The sequence below is a fragment of the Rhizobium sp. TBD182 genome (assembly GCF_001950375.1).
Classification (GTDB): Bacteria; Pseudomonadota; Alphaproteobacteria; order Rhizobiales; family Rhizobiaceae; genus Agrobacterium; species Agrobacterium tumefaciens.
The window spans coordinates 103,469-125,189 of record NZ_BDLN01000004.1 but is presented as its reverse complement, the minus strand read 5'-3'; the positions used below and the strand labels follow the sequence as shown (position 1 = coordinate 125,189).

The following is a 21,721-nucleotide window of genomic DNA, read 5'->3' as shown; positions in this document are numbered from 1 at the left end:
CTCCAGCCTCCTTCAGAGCTGATCGAGTTTTTGCTGCAATGCGCGCAGCTGCGACTTCAGCTCGTCGATTTCGGATGCATTCGGCTTGCGCGTTTCCTTGGGCGCCTGCGGCATTGCAAAAGGCGTGAACCCCTGCATTGCCTGCCGGAACAGTTCCGTATTGCGGCGGATCTGCTCTTCCATCATTTGCAATGGAGCCTGGAAATTCCGGGCAAGCGACCCGTCACCGAACGCCTTGGCCATATGCTCCTGCATCTGGCTCTGCTGATCGGAAAAGGTTTTCATCGAATGTTCGAGAAATGTCGGAACGACCATCTGCATCTGGTCACCGTAATAGGAGATCAACTGCCGCAGAAACGCCGTTGGCAAAAGCGTATTGCCGGTTTTGGCTTCCTGTTCAACAATGATCTGCGTCAGAACCGCATGGGTGATGTCTTCGGATGATTTGGCGTCCTGAACCTTGAAGTCCTCGCCGCGTTTAACCATCTGCGCCAGATCATCCAGCGTCACATAGGTGCTGGTTCCGGTGTTGTAGAGCCGCCGGTTGGCATATTTTTTAATGATTGTTTCGCCGTCGTGTTTTGCCATGCCCGCCTCCTCGCGATGATGGTATTTTCTTGTTTTTTGGTGTTATTGCTCTTCCCGCGCGAAGTGTATGCGCAAAACAAGCCCCGTGACAAATGTTTTGTGCATCGCAACAGTTTGTTTTTTGCGCAGCAATTTTCCGCAAGATTCCGGCTTGATTTAGCAACATCTTTTAAAGCAACTTTCGGCATTTGACTTGTATTCAAAGCTTTGCCAGTCTCCGCCCGCAAGTGAGGAGAAACAGATGACGCCTTCAATCGTGATTGCCAGCGCTGCGCGCACTGCCGTCGGTTCTTTCAATGGTGGCTTTGCCAATACGCCCGCCCACGAGCTTGGGGCAACCGTCATCAACGCCGTCCTGGAGCGCGCCGGTGTCGCAGCCCATGAGATCGATGAGGTCATCCTTGGTCAGGTGTTGACGGCAGGCGAAGGGCAGAACCCGGCGCGGCAGGCGGCGATGAAAGCCGGCATTCCGCAGGAAGCAACCGCCTTCGGCATCAATCAGCTATGCGGTTCCGGCCTGCGCGCCGTCGCACTCGGCATGCAGCAGATCGTTACCGGCGACGCGGCCATCATCATTGCCGGCGGGCAGGAATCCATGTCCATGGCGCCCCATTGCGCCCATTTGCGCGGTGGCGTGAAGATGGGCGATTTCAAGATGATCGACACCATGCTGAAAGACGGCCTGACGGATGCCTTTTACGGCTACCACATGGGCATAACCGCCGAGAACATCGCCCGGCAATGGCAGCTTTCCCGTGATGAACAGGACCAGTTCGCTGTCGCATCTCAAAACAAGGCCGAAGCCGCGCAGAGCGCCGGCCGTTTTGCAGATGAGATCGTGGCTTTCTCGGTCAAGGGCCGCAAGGCAGATATCATCATCGATGCTGACGAACATATCCGTACCGGCGTCTCGCTGGAAACCATGGCAAAGCTGCGCCCCGCCTTCGACAAGGAGGGCACGGTAACGGCCGGCAACGCCTCCGGCCTCAATGATGGCGCTGCTGCCACACTTTTGATGTCGGAGCAGGAAGCGGCAAAGCGCGGTATCAAACCGCTGGCGCGCATCGCCTCCTGGGCGACGGCGGGTGTCGATCCGCAGATCATGGGAACCGGCCCCATCCCCGCCTCACGCAAGGCGCTGGCCAAGGCAGGCTGGTCGATCGGCGATATCGGCCTCGTTGAGGCCAACGAAGCCTTTGCCGCCCAGTCATGCGCTGTCGTGCGTGAGCTTGGTCTTGATCCTGATATCGTCAACGTCAATGGCGGTGCGATTGCCATCGGCCATCCGATTGGTGCATCCGGCGCCCGTGTGCTGAACACGCTGATTTTCGAGATGCGCCGCCGCAACGTATCGAAGGGCCTCGCGACGCTCTGCATCGGCGGCGGCATGGGTGTTGCCATGTGCATCGAGGCGCTCTGAAAACCGTCGTGCGGCCTTCCAAAAAGCAATTCCGGTTCAGCGGCCAATAGGGTAGAAGCGGTCTCCCATTGGCCGCATTTCTGTGGCCGTTGAGCACGGCTAAAACAGTTCAGGAAATGGAGGCCATATGAGCCGGGTTGCGTTGATTTCGGGCGGGACAAGCGGCATAGGCGCAGCAATAGCCCGCGCCTTGCAGGCAGCCGGCTACCAGGTGGCCGTCAATTACGCCTTTACGACCGATAGGGCAGAGGCCTTCCAGAAAGAAACCGGCATACCCGCGTTTCAGTGGGACGTGCGTGACTATGATGCCTGCGTGAAAGGCATAGCCCAGGTTGAAGAGGCCTTCGGCCCCGTCGAGGTTCTCGTCAACAATGCCGGCATCACCCGCGATGCGATGTTTCACAAGATGACACCGCAGCAATGGCGCGAGGTGATCGACACCAACCTCACCGGCGTCTTCAACATGACGCATCCCGTCTGGCCGGGTATGCGCGACCGCGGCTTCGGTCGCATCGTCAATATTTCCTCCATCAATGGCCAGAAGGGCCAGGCAGGCCAGGTCAACTATTCCGCCTCAAAGGCTGGCGATATCGGCTTCACCAAGGCGCTCGCCCAGGAAGGCGCAAGCCGCAACATTACCGTCAATGCCATCTGCCCCGGTTACATCGGCACGGAGATGGTGAGGGCTATACCGGAGAAAGTGCTGGCCGAGCGGATCGTGCCGCAAATCCCGGTCGGGCGCCTGGGCGAACCGGAAGAAATCGCGCGCTGCGTCCTGTTTCTCGTGTCGGACGAGGCTGGTTTCATAACCGGCTCCACGATGACCGCAAATGGCGGGCAATATTTCGCCTGAGATCGGCACCCCTTCTAACGGGAAGGAAGCAGGTAAACTTTTCGTGATATCCGCCCTGGTAATATCGCCACGCACAAAAACTTGATCGAAAAATACCGCAATATAGGAACTGCTAAACTAATGAAAATACGACAGTTTTCGTATAGTTTAGAATGAATCCAGAGTTAACTTTCGGATATCCTCGGAGGTTTTTCTTGACAGTGGGTGTCCTGTTTTGGTTTAAGAACGAAAACAACGTGTTGCGTCATACAGGCAGTCGATCATGCTGGTTTGCAGCTGCAATTACATCACCGACCACGATATCCGGGACGTCATTAACGAGCTCCTCGATGAGGACTGTTGGCAGCTTATCGTTCCGGCAAAAGTGTATCATGCCATGGAAAAACGTGGCCGCTGCTGCGGCTGTTTCCCGACTGTCGTCGACCTGATCATACAGACAACCGAAGAATATCACGCCCGTCGCCACTCGACGGAAGCAGATGTTTTTGATTTTATGTCCCGCTTGAAGCGATTCCATGAAGAGAACAGGAGAGCGGACATTGAAAGGCGACACAAGAGTCATCGAGCGGCTTAACGAAGCCCTTTTTCTAGAACTCGGTGCGGTAAACCAGTATTGGCTTCACTACCGACTTCTGAATGACTGGGGCTACACCAAGCTTGCAAAGAAGGAGCGTGCGGAATCCATCGAAGAGATGCAGCACGCCGACAAGATCATCGATCGTATCATTTTCCTGGAAGGTCATCCCAACCTCCAGACCCTGGCTCCCCTGCGCATCGGTCAGAACGTCAAGGAAGTGCTCGAAGCCGATCTGGCGGGCGAATATGACGCACGGACGTCCTACAAGAAATCGCGCGACATCTGTTCCGAGGCCGGAGACTATGTCTCGATGAAGCTCTTCGAAGCACTGCTGATCGACGAGGAAGGTCACATCGACTTCCTTGAGACCCAGCTCGAACTGCTCGGCAAGATCGGTGCGGAAAAATACGGCCAACTCAACGCCGATTCCGCCAACGAAGCAGAATAAGCTTTCGCAATCGACCAAAGAAAAGGCGGCCAGTGGCCGCCTTTTTTATTACTTGCCGGCAAGGTGCCGGAATTCCGCAACCACTTTCTCGTAGACCGCGCGCTTGAAGGGCACGATGAGCTCTGGCAGGCTTTCCATCGGCTTCCAGTCCCAGGCGTCGAATTCAGCCGTATGCCCTGTTGGAGGTGGGTCGATCTGGATTTCGCTTTCGTCGCCATCGAAACGGAAGGCAAACCAGCGTTGCGCCTGCCCGCGATACTTGCCTCTCAGGCCGATGCCGATCAGTTCGGGCGGCAGATCATAATGGATCCAGTCGCTCGCTTCCGCCAGCAACGTCACCGTTTTCATCCCCGTCTCTTCGTAAAGTTCGCGAATGGCGGCCGTCAAAGGCCGTTCACCGTCATCGATGCCGCCCTGCGGCATCTGCCACAATTGCGGTGAACCGTCATATTCCGAATTGCCTTCCCTGATGCGCCGGCCGGCCCAGACAAGGCCTTCGGCGTTCAGAACCATAATCCCCGCACAGGGACGGTAAGGCAAATCTTCTGCTTTGATTGTCATTGGAAACCCGCACTGTCTGCGCGCCGAAAAGGCGCTAAGGAATGGCCGCGCAGAAGGTTTACTGCCCCGCCTGCTGCGAGACAAGCGCAGAAACACCAACGATCTCAATACCACGACCGCCCGCCTCCCGCGACCACTTCGAGATTGCAGCGATGCTTTCGTCAAAAGCCGAGGCAACGCCAATCGCCTGACCGTTACGTCGCGCGATCCGCTCCAATTCGTCCAGCTTGCGCAGGATAGTGGCTTCGGTGACCTCACCGTCAAGCAGAACATCGGCAAAGCCCTGCGGCGCGGAAATGGCTTTGGCAATCCCGCCGCTCAGCGACTGCGCCGAAGAGGCATCGTCCAGAAAAAGCAGCCCGCGCTTGCCGATATCGCGCATGACCGGCTCGAGCGCCGCCTGCTCGGAAAGGAAACGCCCGCCGAGATAATTCATGATGCCAGTATAATTGGTAATTTTCGCCATGGAGCGATGCAGCCGGTCGATATTGACCTTCGCGGGATCGCCCGCCAGTAGCGTGTCCGGGCCGGGATTGGTGCCGGGATACCCGAAGGGCTCCAGCGGTATCTGGAGAAGGATTTCATGCCCCTCACGGCGTGCTTCCTGCATCCAGCGCTGCAGGCTGTTGCCGCTTGCAGCAAAACCGAGCGTCACCTCCGGCGGCAGTTCCCGGATCGCCTTTTGCGAACCCGTCTGGCTGAGGCCGAGACCACCGACCACGATCGCCACCCGGGTGCCGCGTGCGCCGGACCATGGCCGGGCATATTGCTCCATCGGCCGCAAACCATCGGCACCGACGACCGGCAATCTGCCGAATGCGGTTTCTTCCAGCAATGCATCATTCGGCCGCGTGGCCATGCGCGGATCCTGACCGTAGGTCTGGCCGCTCATCAGCACCGGTCCGTCGCTGTCACGGGGGCGAGGAGAATAGACCGACACCACATTGCCATCCGGCATCGTCGCCCGATTTATATTGGCGCCGGAGCGGCCGCTTTCCGGCTTCAGACCAGCCGTGTCGTTGGGATCCGCCACATCGGCTGCTGCTGTTTTCGGAGCATCTTCGGGGAGCTGGGGCTGGGTGTCCGGCCCGGAAGCCGTCTTCTGCAGATTGCCGGGCGACAGGGCCGTATAGACGGAAAGCCCGCCGATCGTCAGAACTGCAAGCGCGGACAGAACCATAATGACGGAAAAGCGCCGGTTGATACCGGCGCTTTTTTTCTGTCGACCCAGAAGCGGTTTTCGCAGGTCAGAAGGCAATGAACGATCCGTCCAAACGGTTAGGCAATCGAGAAAATGCGCCGGCTGGCCGGCGCATCCATCTTACTGCTTGTTGACCACAGCCTTGTCCGGGTTCGGCGGGAACGACGGATCGGTCTTGGCACCGCGCAACAGGTCCAGCGCATAATTCAGCTGGATATCGTCCTTGGCTTCCGGCGGAACGTAAGCTGAAGAACCCGAACCTTCGTCCGTTTCGCTCTGGCCCTTGATATGGCCGGTCAGGCTGGATTCACCTTCGGTCGTGACACGGCCCTGCAATTCCGGCGGCAGCGGCTGTTCGACCTTGATATCAGGCGTAATGCCCGTGCCCTGGATCGATTTGCCAGACGGCGTGTAATAAAGCGCCGTGGTCAGACGCAGCGCGCCGGCCTCGCCGAGCGGGATGATCGTCTGGACCGAACCCTTGCCGAAGGAGCGCGTGCCGACCACAGTCGCGCGACGCAGATCCTGCAGCGCACCGGCGACGATTTCAGACGCCGAAGCAGAGCCACCGTTGATGAGCACGATAACCGGCTTGCCATCGGTCAGATCGCCAGCTGTCGCATTGAAGCGACGGGTCTCGTCCGGGTTACGGCCGCGGGTCGAAACGACTTCGCCACGCTGGAGGAAGGCGTCGGAAACATTTATCGCCTGATCGAGCAGACCACCGGGGTTGAGACGCAGATCGAGCACGTAGCCCTTCAGCTTGTCAGCCGGCACATCCGTCTTGATCTTCTTGATCGCCTTTTCGAGATCGTCATAGGTCTTCTCGGTAAATGAGATGACGCGGAGATAACCGACATCGCCCTCGACACGGGACTTGACCGCGCGTACGGCAATGACATCACGCATGACGGTGAATTCGAGCGGTTTGTCGGCGCCCTGGCGGATGATCGTCAGCTTGATCGGCGTCTTGACCGCGCCGCGCATCTTCTCGACCGCCTGCTCCAGCTTCAGACCGCGAACCGGCGTACCGTCGATTTCCGAAATATAGTCGCCGGCAAGAATGCCTGCGCGCGAAGCCGGCGTGTCGTCCATCGGCGAGATGACTTTGACCAGTTCATTTTCCATGGTCACTTCGATGCCGAGACCGCCGAACTCACCCTTGGTCTGGGTGCGCATGTCGTTGGCGTCCTTGGCATTCATGAAGCTCGAATGCGGATCAAGCGAGCTGAGCATGCCGTTGATGGCATTTTCGACCAGCTTCTCGTCATCCGGCGGCGTCACATATTGCGCACGCACACGTTCGAACACGTCGCCAAAGATTGACAGTTCCTTATAGGTCGAAGGCCCGGCCGCCTGTGCCGGCATGCTCGCCGAATAAATCACACTCATCGCCGTGGCGCCCATAAGCCCACCGATAAGGAGAAGCGAAACCTTACGAATCATTGTGCGCCCTTCCGGTATTTTTTGCGGTCCACCAAGGTTGGGAATCAACCGGCACACCATCTTTCCTGAACTCAATGTAGAGCGTTGGCCGGTCGGTTTCCAGCGCCAATGCTGCTGCACTCGCTACTCTTTTTGCACCCATGGAGGCGATTGGCTCTCCGGAGAACACAAACATTCCCTGCCGTGTCCTCACATTGTCCATTCCCGTCATGACCACATGGTATCCGTCACCCGTATTGAGGATGATCATTCGGCCGTAACTGCGAAAATCTCCGGCAAATACAACAAAGCCGTCTGCGGGTGCCGTCACGATGGCCTCAGGTCCGGTCGCGACGACAATTCCCTTGGAAAAGTGGCCCGTACCATCCGCATCGCCGAACCGGCGCAAGACATCTCCAGCCACCGGCAGGTCCAGCTTTGCCTTCAAACTCGCGAAGGGATATGCGGGCGCAATACGGTTTTTATCGGGCATTCCCGCCTCGGCTGCGGCACGCTCCTTCTCACGTTCCGCTTCGGAAAGACGGGCCACGCGCTGCTCTTCCGCACGCGCCCTTTCCATGGCTTCCCGCACCGAACTGATCTCACTTTCAAGCGAACCGACCAGACCCTCCAGGCTTGTCGCCTTGCTTGCAAGCTCCTCGGATCGCTTGCGTTCCGCCTCCAGCGCCGCGGCCGTCTGCGAATTTCTGCGGTCGTTTTCAGCAAGCAGCAGGTCGAGGCGTTTTTCCTCTTCCAGACTTGCCGTCATCATACCCGTAAGATCGTCCTTTTCGCGAGCGATTGCCTGCCTGACGTCGGTCAATTCTTTGAGAGCAGAAACCAGCTTGTCGGTCTCACCGCGAATGCCGGGCACGACGGCGCCGAGAAGAATGGCGCTGCGCACCGAAGCCAGCGCATCATCAGGCGAAACGAGAAGGGCCGGGGGAGGGTTTCTGCCCATACGCTGCAGCGCCGCCAGAACCTCCGCCAGCACACCACGCCTCTCGCGCAGGGATGCCTTGACGCCATCTTCGCGGACCGAAAGCTTGGCCAGACGATCCTCGCCATCGCTGATCTTGGTTTCCAGCGCCTTGCGGCGTGCAGCCGACGCGATCAGCTCGTCGCGGATACGGGCGCTATCCTGATTAAGGGAAGCAATGCTTTCCTCGAGATTTCGGGTCTTGTCTTCCGAAAGTCCGATGCTGTCGACCAGCTCTTCCAGATCCTGGCGGTTCTGATCACGGCGCTTTTCCAGCGTCTGAAGCGCCTCCGGCGACGTATCACCCTCACCAGCAGGCGCAGCACCCGCATCATCGCGCGAAAAGGCGCGTTCAACGGGGGAAATCCCCAGGACAAGGACAGCGAAAACCGCGCCCGCAAGGGCAGCGTGGCGTTTTCGTTGAGACCTCTTGTCCATTTGAACTTTCTTTGATGCCGAAGCAGGAGCGCCGATACTAGGGATTTTGCCCCAATCTTCCAAGAGGCCAGAAACAGGCTGGCTGCAAAGCCTTCCACGCCTTTCCGTCTCGCGAAGCTTCATGTTGAAATTGAGACAATTTTCCACATGAAGATCACGCTCAAACGCGATGATAGGGATGACCGGAGAGGATGGTGACGGCGCGGTAAAGCTGTTCGGCGATCAGAATACGAACGATCTGGTGCGGCCATGTGAGCTTGCCGAGATTAAGAACGGCCGCCGCTCTGTCGTAAAGTGCAGGATCTAGCCCGTCGGCGCCACCAATCGCGATCACGAGGTCGCGCTTGCCGCTATCACGCAGATCGCCAAAAAATGAGGCAAAGGCCGGGCTATCCAGCGCCTTGCCGCGCTCGTCCAGCAGCACTAGCACGGTACCATCAGCCAGATGTTTTTCCAGCATCGCCGCTTCTTCGCGCTTGCGCGTCTCCGCGTTCGATGCCCGGCTTTCCGCGACCTCGATCACGCGCGAAAACTCCAGCCCGATCGCCGGGCCGGTCTTGGCAAGGCGTTCGATATAACGCGTCGCAAGATCCTTTTCTGGGCCGGATTTCAGCCGTCCCACCGCAAAAATCGAAATCCGCATCGCAAACCTGCATCCATCGTGACCCAACAGGGTCACGCTCTTAACAGCATAGCCTACGGATTCCTATGCGGCCGGCTTGCTTTCCGACCAGACACATCGACCCGAAATCACACAGGATATTCGGGAGGCCCGATGTGCGACGTCAAAGGCTCACCGCATCAATGCAGCGTGTCTTCCGGCATTTCCGGCGTCGCCCACATTTTTTCAATGTTGTAGAAGACACGGATTTCCGGACGAAACACATGAACGATGATATCGCCGGTATCGATCAGCACCCAATCTCCGGTCTCCAGACCTTCGACGCGGGCGCTTCCAAACCCTTCATCCTTCATATCCTTGAGAAGATGCTCGCAGATCGCCGAGACATGCCTGTTCGATCGCCCGGAGACCACTACCATGTAGTCCGCAAGCGCCGATTTTCCGGCAATGTCGAGAGATACGATATCTTCAGCCTTGGAGTCCTCGAGGCTCGCGAGGACGGTTTCGAGGGCGTGGTCGGCGGCATCGGCGCCACTGTCCTGACCCTTCGGGATAGCAACAAATGCTCTTCCCTTGGCGTGTACTGTTGTCAGAGGTTTTCCCTTTCCAAGAATGACAAAACAGGCACTGGCGACGCGAATCTGTGCGTCACCAGATTAAGGTGGCACCAAAGCATTAACTTTTCAAGATATGGAGCCTTCAACGGCTGTCGCATACATCATTTGTGATTATTGCGGAGCGCCGTCGAACTGAGCGTCGAACGCGGACCATGGATAAAGACCCAGGCAGGCGCCTTTTTTTTCCACAAAACACCCGCATCATCCTCATCGATCCGCGCCTGGCTATAGGCCTGCGCCATGGTGGAGGAGAGGTAGGAGAGGGTGGAACCCGGCCGGTCGATCACCGCAATCGGAAATGTCTCGGCGATCCTTCGCCATTGTTGCCAGCGATGGAAGCTTTTCAGATTGTCGGCTCCCATGATCCAGATGAAGCGAACATGCGGATTTTTTGCTTTCACCTTGGCAAGCGTATTGGCCGTGTAGCTGATCCCCAGCGATTTTTCAAAAGCCGTCACCTTGATGCGGGGATCGCTGACCAGCCTTTCGCAGGCAGCGATACGATCCTCCAGAGATGCCAGCTCCGAGCGGCTTTTCAGCGGATTGCCTGGCGTCACCATCCACCAGAGCTGGTCTAGACCCAGCCTGCGAAGCGCTATTTCGGCAACAAGGGCATGGCCGGCATGCGGCGGATTGAAGGAGCCGCCGAACAGCCCGACGACCATGCCGCGCTCCGCATGCGGCATGGTGAGATAACGTCTGTCGAGGTGTGTTTCGACCAGCAACTATCAGGTCCGCGTCTGACCGGTGCCATGCACGCGGTATTTGAACGACGTGAGCTGCTCGACACCAACCGGGCCGCGTGCATGCATCTTGCCCGTGGCGATGCCGATTTCCGCACCCATTCCAAATTCACCGCCATCGGCAAATTGCGTGGAAGCGTTATGCAGCAGAATGGCCGAATCGAGTTCGTTGAAGAAACGCTCGACCACCGCTGGGTCCTCGGCGATCACCGCCTCCGTGTGGTTGGACGAATAGGTGCTGATATGGTCGATCGCGCCTGAAATACCGTCCACGACAGCAACCGAAATGATCGCATCGAGATATTCGGTGCGCCAGTCATCTTCCGTTGCGGCTTTCAAGCCCTCGACAACATTACGCACGGCCTGCGAACCGCGTACTTCACAACCGGCCTCGATCAGGCCCTTGACGAGCGGTTCAAGATGCGTGGCAACAACAGCGGCATCCACCAGCAGCGTTTCCGCCGCGCCGCAAATGCCGGTGCGGCGCATCTTGGCATTCACGACGATGCGTTTCGCCATGTCGAGATCGGCCGATCCGTCGACATAGATATGGCAAATACCTTCCAGATGCGCAAAGACCGGAACCCGCGCCTCAGACTGCACCCGCGCAACCAGGCTTTTGCCGCCGCGCGGGACAATCACGTCAACCGCGCCATTCAATCCACCAAGAAGCGTGCCCACGGCAGCGCGGTCGGTGACCGGTACCAGCTGAATGGCATGCTCGGGAAGGCCGGCAATCTTCAGGCCCTCGACGAGACAGGCATGGATAGCACGCGATGAATGTTGCGAATCCGAGCCGCCGCGCAGGATGACCGCATTGCCCGCCTTGAGGCAGAGCGCGCCGGCATCTGCAGTCACATTCGGGCGGCTTTCGTAAATCACGCCGATGACGCCAAGCGGCGTGCGCACGCGCTCGATCTTCAGACCGTTCGGGCGATCCCAGGCGGCAATAACTTCGCCAACCGGATCAGGCAGCGCGGCAACCGAGCGGATGCCTTCGGCGATGCCGGCGATCCGCGCATCGTCAAGCGTAAGCCTGTCGATGAAGGAAGCGGCAAGGCCGCTATTATCCGCCGCCGCCAGATCTTTCCTGTTGGCGGCAAGGATCGTTTCCCTCGACGCCTCGATGGCGGACGCCATGGCGAGAAGCGCACGGTTTTTCTGATCCGTACCTGCGATGGACAACGGTCGCGAAGCAGCTTTTGCCTGTGCACCGATGGTCATCATCAGTGCATCAATATCATGGCTCTGCTTCACGGCCTGTTCAGGCATGGACCTCATCCTTTTCAGTATTTTTAACTTTCACGGCGGCACCCGTCATTACCAGATCGTCGCGATGGATCATCGCCGCACGCCCGACATAGCCAAGTATCGCCTCGATCTCGTTGGACTTGTGACCGATGATAAGACGCGCCTCTTCCGCATCGTAGCCTGCAAGGCCGCGCGCGACCTCTCGGCCTTCAACGCCGATAATGGCAATCGCATCGCCGCGTCCAAAATTGCCCTTCACCACCCGCACGCCCGCGGGAAGCAGGCTTTTACCGGCATAGAGCGCTTTTTCCGCACCCGCATCCACATGAATCTCACCTGCCGGCTGCAACTGACCGGCAATCCAGGTCTTTCGCGCCGTCACCGGTGTGCCTGATGGCGCAAACCACGAGGAGCGGGCGCCGTTTTCGATGGCCTTCAACGGATTGAGCGTCTTGCCGGAAGCGATGATCATGCCGCAGCCGGCAGCGGTCGCGATCTTGCCGGCATCGATCTTGGTACGCATGCCGCCGCGTGAAAGCTCGGAAGCCGCACCGCCTGCCATGGCCTCAATCTCGGGCGTAATATCTGCAATCGTCTCAAGGAACTTCGCATCCGGATCAAGATGCGGCGGAGCCGTGTAAAGCCCGTCAATATCAGACAGCAATACCAGAAGATCGGCACCGGTCATGGTGGCCACGCGGGCGGCCAGACGGTCATTGTCGCCGTAGCGGATTTCGGTGGTTGCCACCGTGTCGTTTTCATTGATGATCGGAATGGCACCGATCTTCAGCAGCTGGTTGATGGTGGCGCGCGCATTGAGGTAACGGCGGCGCTCCTCGGTGTCGGACAGCGTCAGCAGAATCTGGCCAGCAACGATCTCATGCCGCGACAGGCTTTCCGACCATGCCCGCGCCAGAGCGATCTGGCCAACGGCCGCCGCTGCCTGGCTTTCCTCCAGCTTCAATGCGCCGGAGGGCAGACCGAGCACCGTGCGGCCGAGCGCGATGGCGCCAGAAGACACCACCTGAACATCTGCGCCGTTTTTCTTCAGCGCAGCGATGTCCTCGCAAATGGCGTCGAGCCAATCTTTCTTGAGCCCGCTTTTCCGGTCCACCAGAAGTGCCGAACCGATCTTGATGACGATCCGGTGGTGGCTACCCAGCGGTTTGCGGGTGAGGCTCATAGGCGATCGTCCTCTTCCTCGGCCTCGCTATCCACAGGCATTGAGCGGTCGGGAAGGGCGGTCTCGCCGCCATTGCTTGCCGAGACGATGATGTCGCGAAGGGCGCGCAGCGCCTCCGTCATACCAATGTGGGCAGCGGCAGACAGAAGGAGCGGAGGACGGCCGCAGGCCTTTTCCAGTTCCTTTGCCTTCTTTTTCAGTTCTTTTTCGTCCACCACGTCGATCTGCGAAAGCGCCACGATTTCCGGCTTGTCGGTCAAGCCGCCGCCATAGGCATCCAGCTCGGCCTTAACAGTCTTATAGGCCTGCCCGACCTTTTCTTCCTGCGCGGAGACGAGATGCAGAAGCACACGGGTGCGCTCAACGTGGCCGAGGAAACGGTCGCCGATGCCCACACCCTCATGCGCACCTTCGATCAGGCCGGGAATATCGGCCAGCACGAATTCACGGCCGTCAATGGTCGCGACGCCGAGGTTCGGATGCAGCGTGGTGAAGGGGTAATTGGCAATCTTTGGCCGCGCGCGCGTCACGGTCGCGAGGAATGTCGACTTACCTGCATTTGGCAGACCAACGAGACCGGCGTCAGCGATCAGCTTCAGGCGAAGCCAGAGCGTCTTTTCTTCGCCCGCAAGGCCCGGATTGGCATGGGTCGGCGCCTGATTGGTCGAAGACTTGAAATAGGCGTTGCCGAAACCGCCGTTACCGCCAGCGGCAAGACGAAAACGCTGGCCTTCCTTTGTCAGGTCGACGATCAGCGTCTCGTTGTCTTCCTCGAAAATCTGCGTGCCGACAGGCACTTTCAGAACCACGTCGGAACCCTTGGCGCCGGTGCGGGTCTTACCCATGCCGTGCTGTCCGATCGAGGCCTTGAAATGCTGCTGGAAGCGGAAGTCGATCAGCGTGTTGAGACCGTTGACCACCTCGATCCAGACATCGCCGCCGCGTCCGCCATCGCCGCCATCAGGGCCGCCGAACTCGATGAATTTTTCGCGCCGGAAGGAAACGGCGCCCGCGCCGCCATCACCGGACTTGATATAGATTTTTGCTTCATCGAGAAATTTCATCGGACTGCCGTTCTGTCGGTTTGCGGGCACATCAGCTCAAGGAGTTGCGCCAAACAAAAATATCGTCGTTTCGAATACAAGCGCTTCTCCACAAGGTCAAAGACTATCGTGCGGGAAGCGCCTGCGTGAGACAAGGCCGGTTTGCGGCAACCGGCCTTGTTTTGATTGTCAGCCGTGCTGCGGAACGAAATCCTCAGCCGTGATCGCCGTATCGATATGCGCCACCATCGCAGCACGCGCCGTGGCGTAAATCTGGTGGCAGCCGGTCACCCGGAAGCCCAGTTTTTCCTGCACGCGCAGCGAAGCCGGATTATCCGCAAACACACCGGAATGGAGAACCACACCGGGCATGCGGCGGAAGAACCGCTCGACCACGGCGGCCACCGCCTCGGTCATATAACCCTTGCCCCAGTAGAACCGGTTCAGCCAGTAGCCGAGATGCCACTCGCCGTGCCGCAATTCGACCGAGACGACGCCGATGAGTGTATCGTCACCGCTTGTGATGGCGAAATCCCAATCGGGCAGGGTGCCTGAAGTACGCAGGACCAGCCATTCCAGCGCATCCTGTCGATGATACGGCGCGGGAACACGGGCCAGCATCCTGGTCACGGCAAAATCGCCAAGCGATTCCGCAATGCCGCCAGCATCGGAAAGCCGCTGCGGACGCAGCACCAGACGCGACGTTCCGATGACCGGGCAGGGGCCGGGCGGCGCGACCGTCGCAGTTGCACGGTGACGGGTAAGCTCGATCGTGCTCATCCCATGTCCCCCCAGCTCTTCAGCGAAACCCAGGTCTTGCGGTCCAGCCTGTACCATTCGACCGGTACCATGCCACCCAATGCCAGCGAACCGACCATGCCGGAGCCCTGGAACTGGAAACCGCACTTCTGGATGACCCGGCGCGAGGGGATGTTGGTGACCCGGCAGCGGGCATCGATCTGGTCGATTTCACGCGTGCGGAAGGCCATGTCGATCAGCGCATGCGTGGCTTCGGTCATGTAGCCCCGGTTCCAGTAGGGTTCCCCCAGCCAGTAACCGATTTCCAGCGTCTTTTCGTCTTCCTGCGGTTCAAGCGCGCAGCAACCCAGAAACTCGCCATTGTCCATGCGGGTAATCGCATAGACGCACTTGCCGATCTCGCCAGCATTGGTGCGTCGCACGAAGTCCGCGGCGTCTTTGGCCGTGTACGGGTGCGGCATACGCGACACCATGGTCGCGATATTGGCATTGTTGGCAAGATGGGCAAGGGCGTCGATGTCTTCTTCGTGAGGCTTGCGTAAAACCAGCCTCTGCGACAGTAAAACGGGGCAATCGCTCCTCGACCGATCGGGCCTCGGCCGCTCTTCGGGTGACCGTGATTGGTCAACCCTCAACAATTCAGCTTGCATGGTTCAGTCCCTCCTGGGGTTAAAGAAAAAGGGGAGTTGGGTGGTACCCCATCTCCCCTGTTTTCTTGACTGAACCTGATACGTCTCAGCCGGGTCGATGGGACACCGGCTGCATATGACGCTTACCGGCTTATTCTGCGGCTTCCGCTTTCGGGGCCACGGATACGAATACGCGGCCGTTGGCCTTCGTACGGAAGTTCACGTTACCTGCGGTCAGTGCGAAAATCGTGTGGTCCTTGCCGATGCCAACGTTGGCGCCCGGATGCCACTGGGTTCCGCGCTGACGCAGAATAATGTTGCCTGGAATGACAGCTTCGCCGCCGAACTTCTTTACGCCAAGGCGCTTGGATTCGGAATCGCGACCGTTACGCGATGAACCGCCAGCTTTTTTGTGTGCCATTGGAGTTCTCCTTTAAACCTTGTTTCCCGTGTCGCGCCGATCAGGCAGCAACGATGTCCGTGATGCGGACGACAGTGTGATGCTGACGATGGCCGCGCGAACGCTTGGAGTTCTGACGACGACGCTTCTTGAAGGCGATGACCTTCTTGCCGCGATTGTGCTCGACAACTTCAGCCTTGACGATGGCACCCTTGACAAAGGGAGCACCGAACTGAGCGTCGGCGCCTTCGCCGATCACGAGAACTTCGGTGAATTCTACGGTTGCGCCTGCCTCTGCTTCCAGCTTTTCGATGGTCAGCACGGCATCGGCCGCTACGCGGTACTGCTTACCGCCGGTCTTGATGACTGCGAACATTTGTTATCCTTTCATGTTCGTTCCGGCTCTGCCCGCCAAAGCAAGCTGGCCGTCTTTTTATCAGTCGGAGTAGCGGAAATCCGTCAGGACTGAATGCCCTTTTGAAAGTCTGCCGGTGAAGCCGCCTTTGAGGGGCGGAATAAACAGAAGGCGCAATACGCCATCAATTTGGGTGCGAATTACGCGAGACATCAGTTTATGTCAAGATGACGGATGTTTGAAAAGTAACTCTAACGCCAAGAATTTCATGCTTTTTTGGCAAGCGAAGCAGTCAGGTCTCGAAATTTGCGCAGCAAGTGTTTATATGGGCCTTCAACAAGGAGCAGAAATGGCCCGCATAGACCAGACCGACGATTGGCGGGACCGCCATGCGCCGACACTTTCCGCCTTCGAGTCGCTTGCGATCGAGGCATATGGCCACCTGCCAGAAGAATTCCGTGCATTGACCAAGGATCTCGTCATCGAGATCTCTGATTTCCCGACAGACGAAGTGTTCGAGGACATGGCGCTCGAAACACCGTTCGACCTGCTGGGATTGTTCGAGGGGCGCGGTATCTCCGAACGTTTCACCATGGAAACCGGCGAGATGGTGAACCGCATCACGCTTTATCGCCGCCCCATTCTCGACTACTGGGCCGAGAATGAGGAAACGCTAGGCGACATCATCACCCATGTCCTCATCCACGAGATCGGCCATCACTTCGGCCTGTCGGATGACGACATGGAGCGGATCGAGGAAAGCGCCGACGAGGCCGCGGCGGAGCGCTGAGCCCGCCGGCAGCCACGCCTCTTATTGCTCGCCGAGCTTCATATCCGGGTGGTATTCCTTGCCCTCGACCACCTTGGTCACGGCCTGGCCGCAATGCATGACGCCGCTTGCGGCGTTGAAGGCGTAGCTGGGTGAACCGGCAAGTTCCCACCCCTTGTTCAGAGCTTCGGTGACCCGGTGACAGAACTTCGCGTCATCGGGACCTGTAATGAAACGATAGACCTTCACGTCTTTTGCGCCTTTCGTTGTGCGATGATGTCGGCCATGGCAACCAGCCTTTCGGCTTGGCTCACATGCAGCCGTTCGATCATCCGCCCGTTCATGTTGATGACGTTCAATTCCACAGATTCGGGTTTTGCGAAAGCGTCAATAATCGCCCTGGCTTCAGCGACAGCGGCCTCATCGGGGCCGAAGTGGCGATTGGCGGGCTCGATCTGGGCCGGGTGGATCAGCATCTTGCCATCGAAGCCCATGGCGTGGCCCTGCTCGCACTCGGTGCCAAAAGCCGCGATATCGCGAAAATCATTCGACACGCTATCGATGACATCAAGCCCATAGGCGCGGGCGGCAAGCACCACCTGCATCATCCATGGCACGAGGTAGGTTCGCCCAGGCACGGAAGGAACCCGTGTCTCCTTGCGCAGATCGTTCAGTCCGAGGACGAAAGCGGCAAGCCGTCCATCCGGCGTATGGGCAGCGTCAGAAATGGACGCTGCGTTCAACACACCGAGCGGCGTCTCGATCATCGCCCAGATTTTCAAGCTCTGGGGCGCATCGGCCTCCGCCAGAAGGTCGGCCACATCGTTAATATCGGCGGGCTGCTCTACCTTCGGTAATAATACCGCATCCGGCCGGCAGGAAAGCACGAGCTTTAAATCCTCCATACCATCCGCCGTTGAGAGCGGATTGATACGGATAATGATCTCGCGTCCCGCAAAGGGCGCATCCGAAAACAGCCTGCCCAGATTCTCTCGCGCCTCGCCCTTCACATCGGGTGCAACGGAATCCTCCAGATCGAGAATAACCCCATCGCAATCTAGATCGCGGATTTTTTCGAGCGCCCTGACATTGATGGCCGGAACCGACAGCAGCGAACGGCGCGGTCTCACAGGAATATTTTCGAAAAAATTAGTCATGCCGCACTTGTGTCAAGCTTTTGTGACATCTGCAACACGACAATCCACTGAATCCTCTTGCAAGCCGGAAGAAGAAGGCCCACATTCGTCTGGAAAGAAAGGTTGAATCATGCAAGGCATCCGTTCATTTTTCATTGCCGCATCCGGCATCGCACTTCTGGCTTTGGTGGCTCTTTTTACCGCCTCGCTTACGGTCGCTTTTATCGGCGTGCTCGCCGTTCTCAGCGCTGCCCGTCTGCTTTCGGCGCGTATGAAGCCGGCACCCATTCCGGTCAAGCCCCGTAACCAGCGCGACATGCGCGTCTGGAACGACGGCAAAGGCACGATCATCGATCTCTGAGATCGTTAATCCTGTCAAAATGCGAGAACGCTGCACGCGGCGTACCGAAGAATGCGGGTTTGCGCTTCTAAAGCGATCCGTTTTGCAGTATTTCCCGACAGAAAATATCCGGCGGGCTTCAGTCCACGCCGGATTTTGTGACCAGGGAAACACGGGAAGCGACAGATGGAAAAATTCACCAAGCTGACGGGCGTTGCTGCGCCCATGCCGGTCGTCAATATCGACACCGATATGATCATTCCCAAAGACTATCTGAAGACCATCAAGCGCACGGGTCTTGGCACCGGCCTTTTTGCCGAGTCGCGTTATCTTGAAGATGGCTCGCCCAATCCCGATTTTGTGCTGAACAAGCCCGCTTACCAGAACGCCCAGATCCTCGTCGCGGGCGACAATTTTGGCTGCGGCTCTTCGCGCGAACATGCACCATGGGCGCTTCTCGATTTCGGCATCCGCTGCGTGATCTCCACCAGCTTCGCAGATATCTTTTATAACAACTGTTTCAAGAACGGCATCCTGCCTGTCGTCGTCAGCCCCGAGAATCTCGAAAAGCTGCTGGACGACGCCTCGCGCGGCTCGAACGCCGTTCTGTCCATCGATCTGGAACGTCAGGAAATCAGCGGCCCTGATGGCGGCACGATCACCTTCGAGATCGATGAATTCAAGCGCCATTGCATGCTGAACGGCCTCGACGACATCGGCCTGACACTGGAGCATTCCGGCGCCATCGACACGTTCGAAAAGGCAAATGCCTCGGTCCGCCCCTGGGCCTGACCGCACTTCTATCCTCTTTTAAAAGCCGATCCCGTACAAAACCGTACCGGATCGGCTTTTGCTTTGCTTGAAAAGCCGTTGAGGCGGGGATAAGAAGCCCCCGATCCCGTTCGGCTGGCGATGTGACTTGTGAGGCGGCAGGACGGAAACGAGTTTGACGCCGCGCTCGCCGCAATCGAAAACCCTTCATGATGGTTTCCGGCGCGCCGCCCAAGGAGGGTTCTCATGACAGTCCGCACGCTTTTCCTTTTGCCCGGTGACGGTATCGGCCCCGAGGCCATGGCCGAAGTCCGCAAGCTGATCGACTATATGAACAGCGCGAAAAATGCCGGCTTCACCACGCAGGAAGGTCTGGTCGGCGGCTCCGCTTATGATGCCCATGGCGTCGCGATTTCCGACGCAGATATGGAAAAGGCCCTTGCCGCCGATGCGATCCTGTTTGGCGCCGTGGGCGGCCCGAAGTGGGATGGCGTTCCCTACGAACACCGCCCGGAAGCCGGCCTGCTTCGCCTGCGCAAGGATCTCGAACTTTTCGCCAACCTGCGCCCCGCCATCTGCTACCCGGCACTTGCCGAAGCCTCCTCACTGAAGCCGGAGCTGGTAGAGGGTCTCGATATCCTCATCGTCCGCGAATTGACGGGCGGTGTCTATTTCGGCGAGCCCAAGCAGATCATCGACCTCGGCAACGGCCAGAAGCGCGGTATCGACACGCAGATCTACGACACCTTCGAGATCGAGCGCATCGCCAGCGTCGCTTTCGAACTGGCACGCACGCGCGATAACCGCGTCTGCTCCATGGAGAAGCGCAACGTCATGAAATCTGGCGTTTTGTGGAACCAGGTCGTCACCGAAACCCACGCTGCGAAATACAAGGACGTTCAGCTGGAGCATATGCTGGCCGATGCCGGCGGCATGCAGCTGGTGCGCAAGCCCAAGCAGTTCGACGTGATCGTGACCGATAACCTCTTCGGCGACATGCTTTCCGACGTCGCTGCCATGCTGACGGGCTCGCTCGGCATGCTGCCGTCGGCATCGCTTGGTGCGCCGGATGCCAAGACCGGCAAGCGCAAGGCCATGTACGAGCCGGTGCACGGTTCGGCACCTGACATTGCCGGCAAGGGCATCGCCAACCCCATTGCCATGATCGCGTCATTCGCCATGTGCCTGCGCTATTCGTTCAATATGGTTGATGAGGCAACGAAGCTCGAAACTGCAATTGCGAACGTGCTCGACAAAGGCATCCGCACCGCCGACATCATGTCCGACGGTTCCCGTCAGGTCAGCACCTCCGAAATGGGTGACGCGGTTCTCGCAGAATTCAAGGCGCTTTCGGCGTAACACTCACCGAAACCGGTTGGGCAGGCGGCACGGTCGCTTGCCCATCTTCCTTTGGCAAAAGATGTTCATATCTTTTGTCAGTCAGCGTCTTCAAAAAGGCGACGATGGCGTCCACACGCTTGTCGTCTAGCGCCGGTGCGGAAGTCAACTCTGTCATGGCGATGTTATCAGGCACTTCCGGCGCATCCCAGGTTTTACCCGTTTCAGGGTTGATCTGCCGGCTGGGTTTCTTGCTTTTGTATTTCACGTAAAACAGCACCACCGTGCGCAGATCCTTAAACACGCCATTGTGCATGTAGGGACCAGTGACAGCGACGTTGCGAAGGGTAGGCACCTTGAACTTGCCGCGCTGAGCCGGATCGCCGGCCACGGCGGGATTTTGTGCCAATCCGAGATCGACCGCATCCGGCTTGGAGCCGTTGGCTGCCCTGACCGACGTGTTGGCCGGAACACCGATGTTGAAATATTTGTGGTTGGTGAAGAGGCCGTCTTCCAAACCCTTGGCGCCACGGATTTCATGGCAGGTATTGCAATTGGTGAACTGCGTCGAGGAGATCAGAACCCGGCCCAGCTCCTCCTGATCGGTCAGCTTTTCTTCGCCGCGCAGGAAACGGTCATACCTGGAATCGAAGGTGGAGAATTCATCGGAACGCTCGAAGCTTGCCAGCGCCTTGGTCATCGCAGCAAAGGCGCCTTCGTCACTCTGGAAAACATCGCTGCCGAACTGTGTGCCGAACGCCGCAACATAATCAGGGTTTTCCTTGAGCCGTTTGACGACAGAGGCTTTATCCGGCATGCCCATTTCGATCGGGTTGAGCGGTGGTCCACCCGCCTGGTCTTCCAGCAGGGAGGCACGACCGTCCCAGAATTGCCCGCCGACATACTCTCCCGCAGCGTTCCTACCGAATGGCGGCGTGAACCGGGCATAGGCTGCAGTAGGCGCATTGCGGTCGCCCAGCGAAATCCCGTCATCGCCGAGAGAGACGTCCCGCCCGACCTTGTCGCTTTCGCGCGCATCGGAAAAACCCGCCGCCTGCATATGGCAGGTGGAACACGCCATCGTGCGGTTCATGGAGAGATTGGCATCATCGAACAGCGCCGCGCCGAGTTTTTCAAGCGTTGCATAATCTTCGCCGCCATGAGCCTGCATTTGACCAGCACCGATCTCGAGCGGAACCGGTATCATGGCCACGGCAAGGGCGGCAGAAATGAATAGGCACAGTCTTTTCATTGAAATAGCGTTTCGGAAACTCG

25 protein-coding genes and 1 pseudogene are annotated in these 21,721 nt (G+C 58.3%); 8 read left to right on the top strand and 18 right to left on the bottom strand.

The features are described 5' to 3' along the window. Positions 1-12: 12 nt before the first annotated feature. Positions 13-588 (bottom strand): polyhydroxyalkanoate synthesis repressor PhaR, encoded by a 576-nt coding sequence (phaR, locus tag T18_RS14810; RefSeq protein ID WP_003516476.1) that lies wholly within the window; start codon positions 586-588, stop codon positions 13-15. A gap of 241 nt (positions 589-829) precedes the next feature. Between phaR and T18_RS14805 the strand changes: the two genes are divergently transcribed. From T18_RS14805 to bfr, 4 genes are all read left to right on the top strand, one after another. Beyond that, positions 830-2,008 (top strand): acetyl-CoA C-acetyltransferase, encoded by a 1,179-nt coding sequence (locus T18_RS14805; RefSeq protein ID WP_038492527.1) that lies wholly within the window; start codon positions 830-832, stop codon positions 2,006-2,008. 127 nt (positions 2,009-2,135) lie between these two features. Next, the gene (gene phbB, locus T18_RS14800) at positions 2,136-2,861 is read left to right on the top strand and encodes an acetoacetyl-CoA reductase (protein WP_013636970.1); all 726 of its coding nucleotides are present in this window, start codon (positions 2,136-2,138) and stop codon (positions 2,859-2,861) included. A gap of 262 nt (positions 2,862-3,123) precedes the next feature. After that, entirely contained in the window at positions 3,124-3,435 is a 312-nt protein-coding gene (locus T18_RS14795) for a bacterioferritin-associated ferredoxin (protein ID WP_013636971.1), read from the top strand. Then, positions 3,401-3,886 (top strand): bacterioferritin, encoded by a 486-nt coding sequence (gene bfr, locus T18_RS14790; protein ID WP_003516472.1) that lies wholly within the window; start codon positions 3,401-3,403, stop codon positions 3,884-3,886. The genes T18_RS14795 and bfr overlap by 35 nt, the downstream gene beginning before the upstream one ends. 48 nt (positions 3,887-3,934) lie before the next feature. Here bfr and T18_RS14785 read toward each other — a convergent pair whose 3' ends face one another. The 14 genes and pseudogenes from T18_RS14785 to rplU all read right to left on the bottom strand — a co-directional run bounded on the left by T18_RS14785 (position 3,935) and on the right by rplU (position 16,113). Further along, positions 3,935-4,447, bottom strand: coding sequence for an RNA pyrophosphohydrolase (locus T18_RS14785; protein ID WP_013636972.1), 513 nt, complete (start codon positions 4,445-4,447; stop codon positions 3,935-3,937). Between the two features lie 58 nt (positions 4,448-4,505). Continuing rightward, on the bottom strand, positions 4,506-5,705 hold the full coding sequence (locus tag T18_RS14780) for a divergent polysaccharide deacetylase family protein (protein ID WP_025594653.1): 1,200 nt from the start codon (positions 5,703-5,705) through the stop codon (positions 4,506-4,508). Between the two features lie 63 nt (positions 5,706-5,768). Further along, positions 5,769-7,094, bottom strand: coding sequence for a S41 family peptidase (locus tag T18_RS14775; protein ID WP_003516467.1), 1,326 nt, complete (start codon positions 7,092-7,094; stop codon positions 5,769-5,771). Continuing rightward, positions 7,084-8,490, bottom strand: a complete 1,407-nt coding sequence (locus T18_RS14770; protein WP_035198824.1) for a murein hydrolase activator EnvC family protein — start codon at positions 8,488-8,490, stop codon at positions 7,084-7,086. The genes T18_RS14775 and T18_RS14770 overlap by 11 nt, the downstream gene beginning before the upstream one ends. A 160-nt stretch (positions 8,491-8,650) precedes the next feature. Next, complete coding sequence (gene rlmH, locus T18_RS14765) at positions 8,651-9,133, bottom strand: 23S rRNA (pseudouridine(1915)-N(3))-methyltransferase RlmH (RefSeq protein WP_003516464.1); 483 nt, start codon at positions 9,131-9,133, stop codon at positions 8,651-8,653. Between the two features lie 158 nt (positions 9,134-9,291). Beyond that, positions 9,292-9,736, bottom strand: a pseudogene (gene rsfS / locus T18_RS14760) (ribosome silencing factor). A 94-nt stretch (positions 9,737-9,830) separates the two neighbouring features. Then, positions 9,831-10,415, bottom strand: a complete 585-nt coding sequence (locus T18_RS14755; RefSeq protein WP_075807713.1) for a nicotinate-nucleotide adenylyltransferase — start codon at positions 10,413-10,415, stop codon at positions 9,831-9,833. Positions 10,416-10,457: 42 nt separating this feature from the next. Next, positions 10,458-11,744 (bottom strand): glutamate-5-semialdehyde dehydrogenase, encoded by a 1,287-nt coding sequence (locus tag T18_RS14750; RefSeq protein ID WP_038492535.1) that lies wholly within the window; start codon positions 11,742-11,744, stop codon positions 10,458-10,460. Next, on the bottom strand, positions 11,737-12,906 hold the full coding sequence (gene proB / locus T18_RS14745) for a glutamate 5-kinase (RefSeq protein WP_003516458.1): 1,170 nt from the start codon (positions 12,904-12,906) through the stop codon (positions 11,737-11,739). Before proB ends, T18_RS14750 begins: the two co-directional genes overlap by 8 nt. Beyond that, the gene (gene obgE / locus T18_RS14740; RefSeq protein WP_038492538.1) at positions 12,903-13,970 is read right to left on the bottom strand and encodes a GTPase ObgE; all 1,068 of its coding nucleotides are present in this window, start codon (positions 13,968-13,970) and stop codon (positions 12,903-12,905) included. The genes proB and obgE overlap by 4 nt, the downstream gene beginning before the upstream one ends. Before the next feature lie 168 nt (positions 13,971-14,138). Continuing rightward, positions 14,139-14,729 (bottom strand): GNAT family N-acetyltransferase, encoded by a 591-nt coding sequence (locus T18_RS14735; protein ID WP_038492541.1) that lies wholly within the window; start codon positions 14,727-14,729, stop codon positions 14,139-14,141. Further along, the gene (locus tag T18_RS14730; protein WP_003516453.1) at positions 14,726-15,358 is read right to left on the bottom strand and encodes a GNAT family N-acetyltransferase; all 633 of its coding nucleotides are present in this window, start codon (positions 15,356-15,358) and stop codon (positions 14,726-14,728) included. The genes T18_RS14735 and T18_RS14730 overlap by 4 nt, the downstream gene beginning before the upstream one ends. A gap of 130 nt (positions 15,359-15,488) precedes the next feature. Beyond that, entirely contained in the window at positions 15,489-15,758 is a 270-nt protein-coding gene (gene rpmA, locus T18_RS14725; protein ID WP_003492686.1) for a 50S ribosomal protein L27, read from the bottom strand. Between the two features lie 40 nt (positions 15,759-15,798). Beyond that, complete coding sequence (rplU, locus tag T18_RS14720) at positions 15,799-16,113, bottom strand: 50S ribosomal protein L21 (protein ID WP_003516451.1); 315 nt, start codon at positions 16,111-16,113, stop codon at positions 15,799-15,801. A gap of 328 nt (positions 16,114-16,441) precedes the next feature. Between rplU and T18_RS14715 the strand changes: the two genes are divergently transcribed. Next, positions 16,442-16,882 (top strand): metallopeptidase family protein, encoded by a 441-nt coding sequence (locus tag T18_RS14715; protein ID WP_003516449.1) that lies wholly within the window; start codon positions 16,442-16,444, stop codon positions 16,880-16,882. Positions 16,883-16,903: 21 nt separating this feature from the next. Here T18_RS14715 and T18_RS14710 read toward each other — a convergent pair whose 3' ends face one another. Together T18_RS14710 and T18_RS14705 are read right to left on the bottom strand one after the other, a co-directional pair. Next, positions 16,904-17,110: a DUF1737 domain-containing protein gene (locus tag T18_RS14710; protein ID WP_003505258.1), complete on the bottom strand. Its 207-nt coding sequence runs from the start codon at positions 17,108-17,110 to the stop codon at positions 16,904-16,906. Then, positions 17,107-18,018, bottom strand: a complete 912-nt coding sequence (locus T18_RS14705; protein ID WP_038492547.1) for an HpcH/HpaI aldolase/citrate lyase family protein — start codon at positions 18,016-18,018, stop codon at positions 17,107-17,109. The genes T18_RS14710 and T18_RS14705 overlap by 4 nt, the downstream gene beginning before the upstream one ends. A gap of 109 nt (positions 18,019-18,127) precedes the next feature. Between T18_RS14705 and T18_RS14700 the strand changes: the two genes are divergently transcribed. The 3 genes from T18_RS14700 (at position 18,128) to leuB (ending at position 20,467) form a co-directional block, all read left to right on the top strand. Continuing rightward, complete coding sequence (locus tag T18_RS14700; RefSeq protein ID WP_003516445.1) at positions 18,128-18,358, top strand: hypothetical protein; 231 nt, start codon at positions 18,128-18,130, stop codon at positions 18,356-18,358. A gap of 165 nt (positions 18,359-18,523) precedes the next feature. Then, complete coding sequence (gene leuD / locus T18_RS14695) at positions 18,524-19,129, top strand: 3-isopropylmalate dehydratase small subunit (RefSeq protein ID WP_025594665.1); 606 nt, start codon at positions 18,524-18,526, stop codon at positions 19,127-19,129. 225 nt (positions 19,130-19,354) lie between these two features. Then, positions 19,355-20,467, top strand: a complete 1,113-nt coding sequence (gene leuB, locus T18_RS14690) for a 3-isopropylmalate dehydrogenase (protein WP_003516442.1) — start codon at positions 19,355-19,357, stop codon at positions 20,465-20,467. On the opposite strand, the gene T18_RS14685 is transcribed toward leuB, so the two are convergent. Next, the gene (locus tag T18_RS14685; protein WP_038492550.1) at positions 20,448-21,698 is read right to left on the bottom strand and encodes a cytochrome-c peroxidase; all 1,251 of its coding nucleotides are present in this window, start codon (positions 21,696-21,698) and stop codon (positions 20,448-20,450) included. The two genes, leuB and T18_RS14685, sit on opposite strands and share 20 nt — an antisense overlap. Positions 21,699-21,721 lie beyond the last annotated feature (23 nt).

Excerpts from the sequence above, each read along its gene's own strand:
- phaR (WP_003516476.1), bottom strand. The coding sequence starts at position 588 with ATGGCAAAACACGACGGCGAAACAATCATTAAAAAATATGCCAACCGG.
- T18_RS14805 (WP_038492527.1), top strand. The coding sequence starts at position 830 with ATGACGCCTTCAATCGTGATTGCCAGCGCTGCGCGCACTGCCGTCGGT.
- phbB (WP_013636970.1), top strand. The coding sequence starts at position 2,136 with ATGAGCCGGGTTGCGTTGATTTCGGGCGGGACAAGCGGCATAGGCGCA.
- T18_RS14795 (WP_013636971.1), top strand. The coding sequence starts at position 3,124 with ATGCTGGTTTGCAGCTGCAATTACATCACCGACCACGATATCCGGGAC.
- T18_RS14785 (WP_013636972.1), bottom strand. The coding sequence starts at position 4,447 with ATGACAATCAAAGCAGAAGATTTGCCTTACCGTCCCTGTGCGGGGATT.
- T18_RS14775 (WP_003516467.1), bottom strand. The coding sequence starts at position 7,094 with ATGATTCGTAAGGTTTCGCTTCTCCTTATCGGTGGGCTTATGGGCGCC.
- T18_RS14770 (WP_035198824.1), bottom strand. The coding sequence starts at position 8,490 with ATGGACAAGAGGTCTCAACGAAAACGCCACGCTGCCCTTGCGGGCGCG.
- rlmH (WP_003516464.1), bottom strand. The coding sequence starts at position 9,133 with ATGCGGATTTCGATTTTTGCGGTGGGACGGCTGAAATCCGGCCCAGAA.
- T18_RS14755 (WP_075807713.1), bottom strand. The coding sequence starts at position 10,415 with ATGCCGCATGCGGAGCGCGGCATGGTCGTCGGGCTGTTCGGCGGCTCC.
- T18_RS14750 (WP_038492535.1), bottom strand. The coding sequence starts at position 11,744 with ATGCCTGAACAGGCCGTGAAGCAGAGCCATGATATTGATGCACTGATG.
- proB (WP_003516458.1), bottom strand. The coding sequence starts at position 12,906 with ATGAGCCTCACCCGCAAACCGCTGGGTAGCCACCACCGGATCGTCATC.
- obgE (WP_038492538.1), bottom strand. The coding sequence starts at position 13,970 with ATGAAATTTCTCGATGAAGCAAAAATCTATATCAAGTCCGGTGATGGC.
- T18_RS14735 (WP_038492541.1), bottom strand. The coding sequence starts at position 14,729 with ATGAGCACGATCGAGCTTACCCGTCACCGTGCAACTGCGACGGTCGCG.
- T18_RS14730 (WP_003516453.1), bottom strand. The coding sequence starts at position 15,358 with ATGCAAGCTGAATTGTTGAGGGTTGACCAATCACGGTCACCCGAAGAG.
- rpmA (WP_003492686.1), bottom strand. The coding sequence starts at position 15,758 with ATGGCACACAAAAAAGCTGGCGGTTCATCGCGTAACGGTCGCGATTCC.
- rplU (WP_003516451.1), bottom strand. The coding sequence starts at position 16,113 with ATGTTCGCAGTCATCAAGACCGGCGGTAAGCAGTACCGCGTAGCGGCC.
- T18_RS14715 (WP_003516449.1), top strand. The coding sequence starts at position 16,442 with ATGGCCCGCATAGACCAGACCGACGATTGGCGGGACCGCCATGCGCCG.
- T18_RS14705 (WP_038492547.1), bottom strand. The coding sequence starts at position 18,018 with ATGACTAATTTTTTCGAAAATATTCCTGTGAGACCGCGCCGTTCGCTG.
- T18_RS14700 (WP_003516445.1), top strand. The coding sequence starts at position 18,128 with ATGCAAGGCATCCGTTCATTTTTCATTGCCGCATCCGGCATCGCACTT.
- leuD (WP_025594665.1), top strand. The coding sequence starts at position 18,524 with ATGGAAAAATTCACCAAGCTGACGGGCGTTGCTGCGCCCATGCCGGTC.
- leuB (WP_003516442.1), top strand. The coding sequence starts at position 19,355 with ATGACAGTCCGCACGCTTTTCCTTTTGCCCGGTGACGGTATCGGCCCC.
- T18_RS14685 (WP_038492550.1), bottom strand. The coding sequence starts at position 21,698 with ATGAAAAGACTGTGCCTATTCATTTCTGCCGCCCTTGCCGTGGCCATG.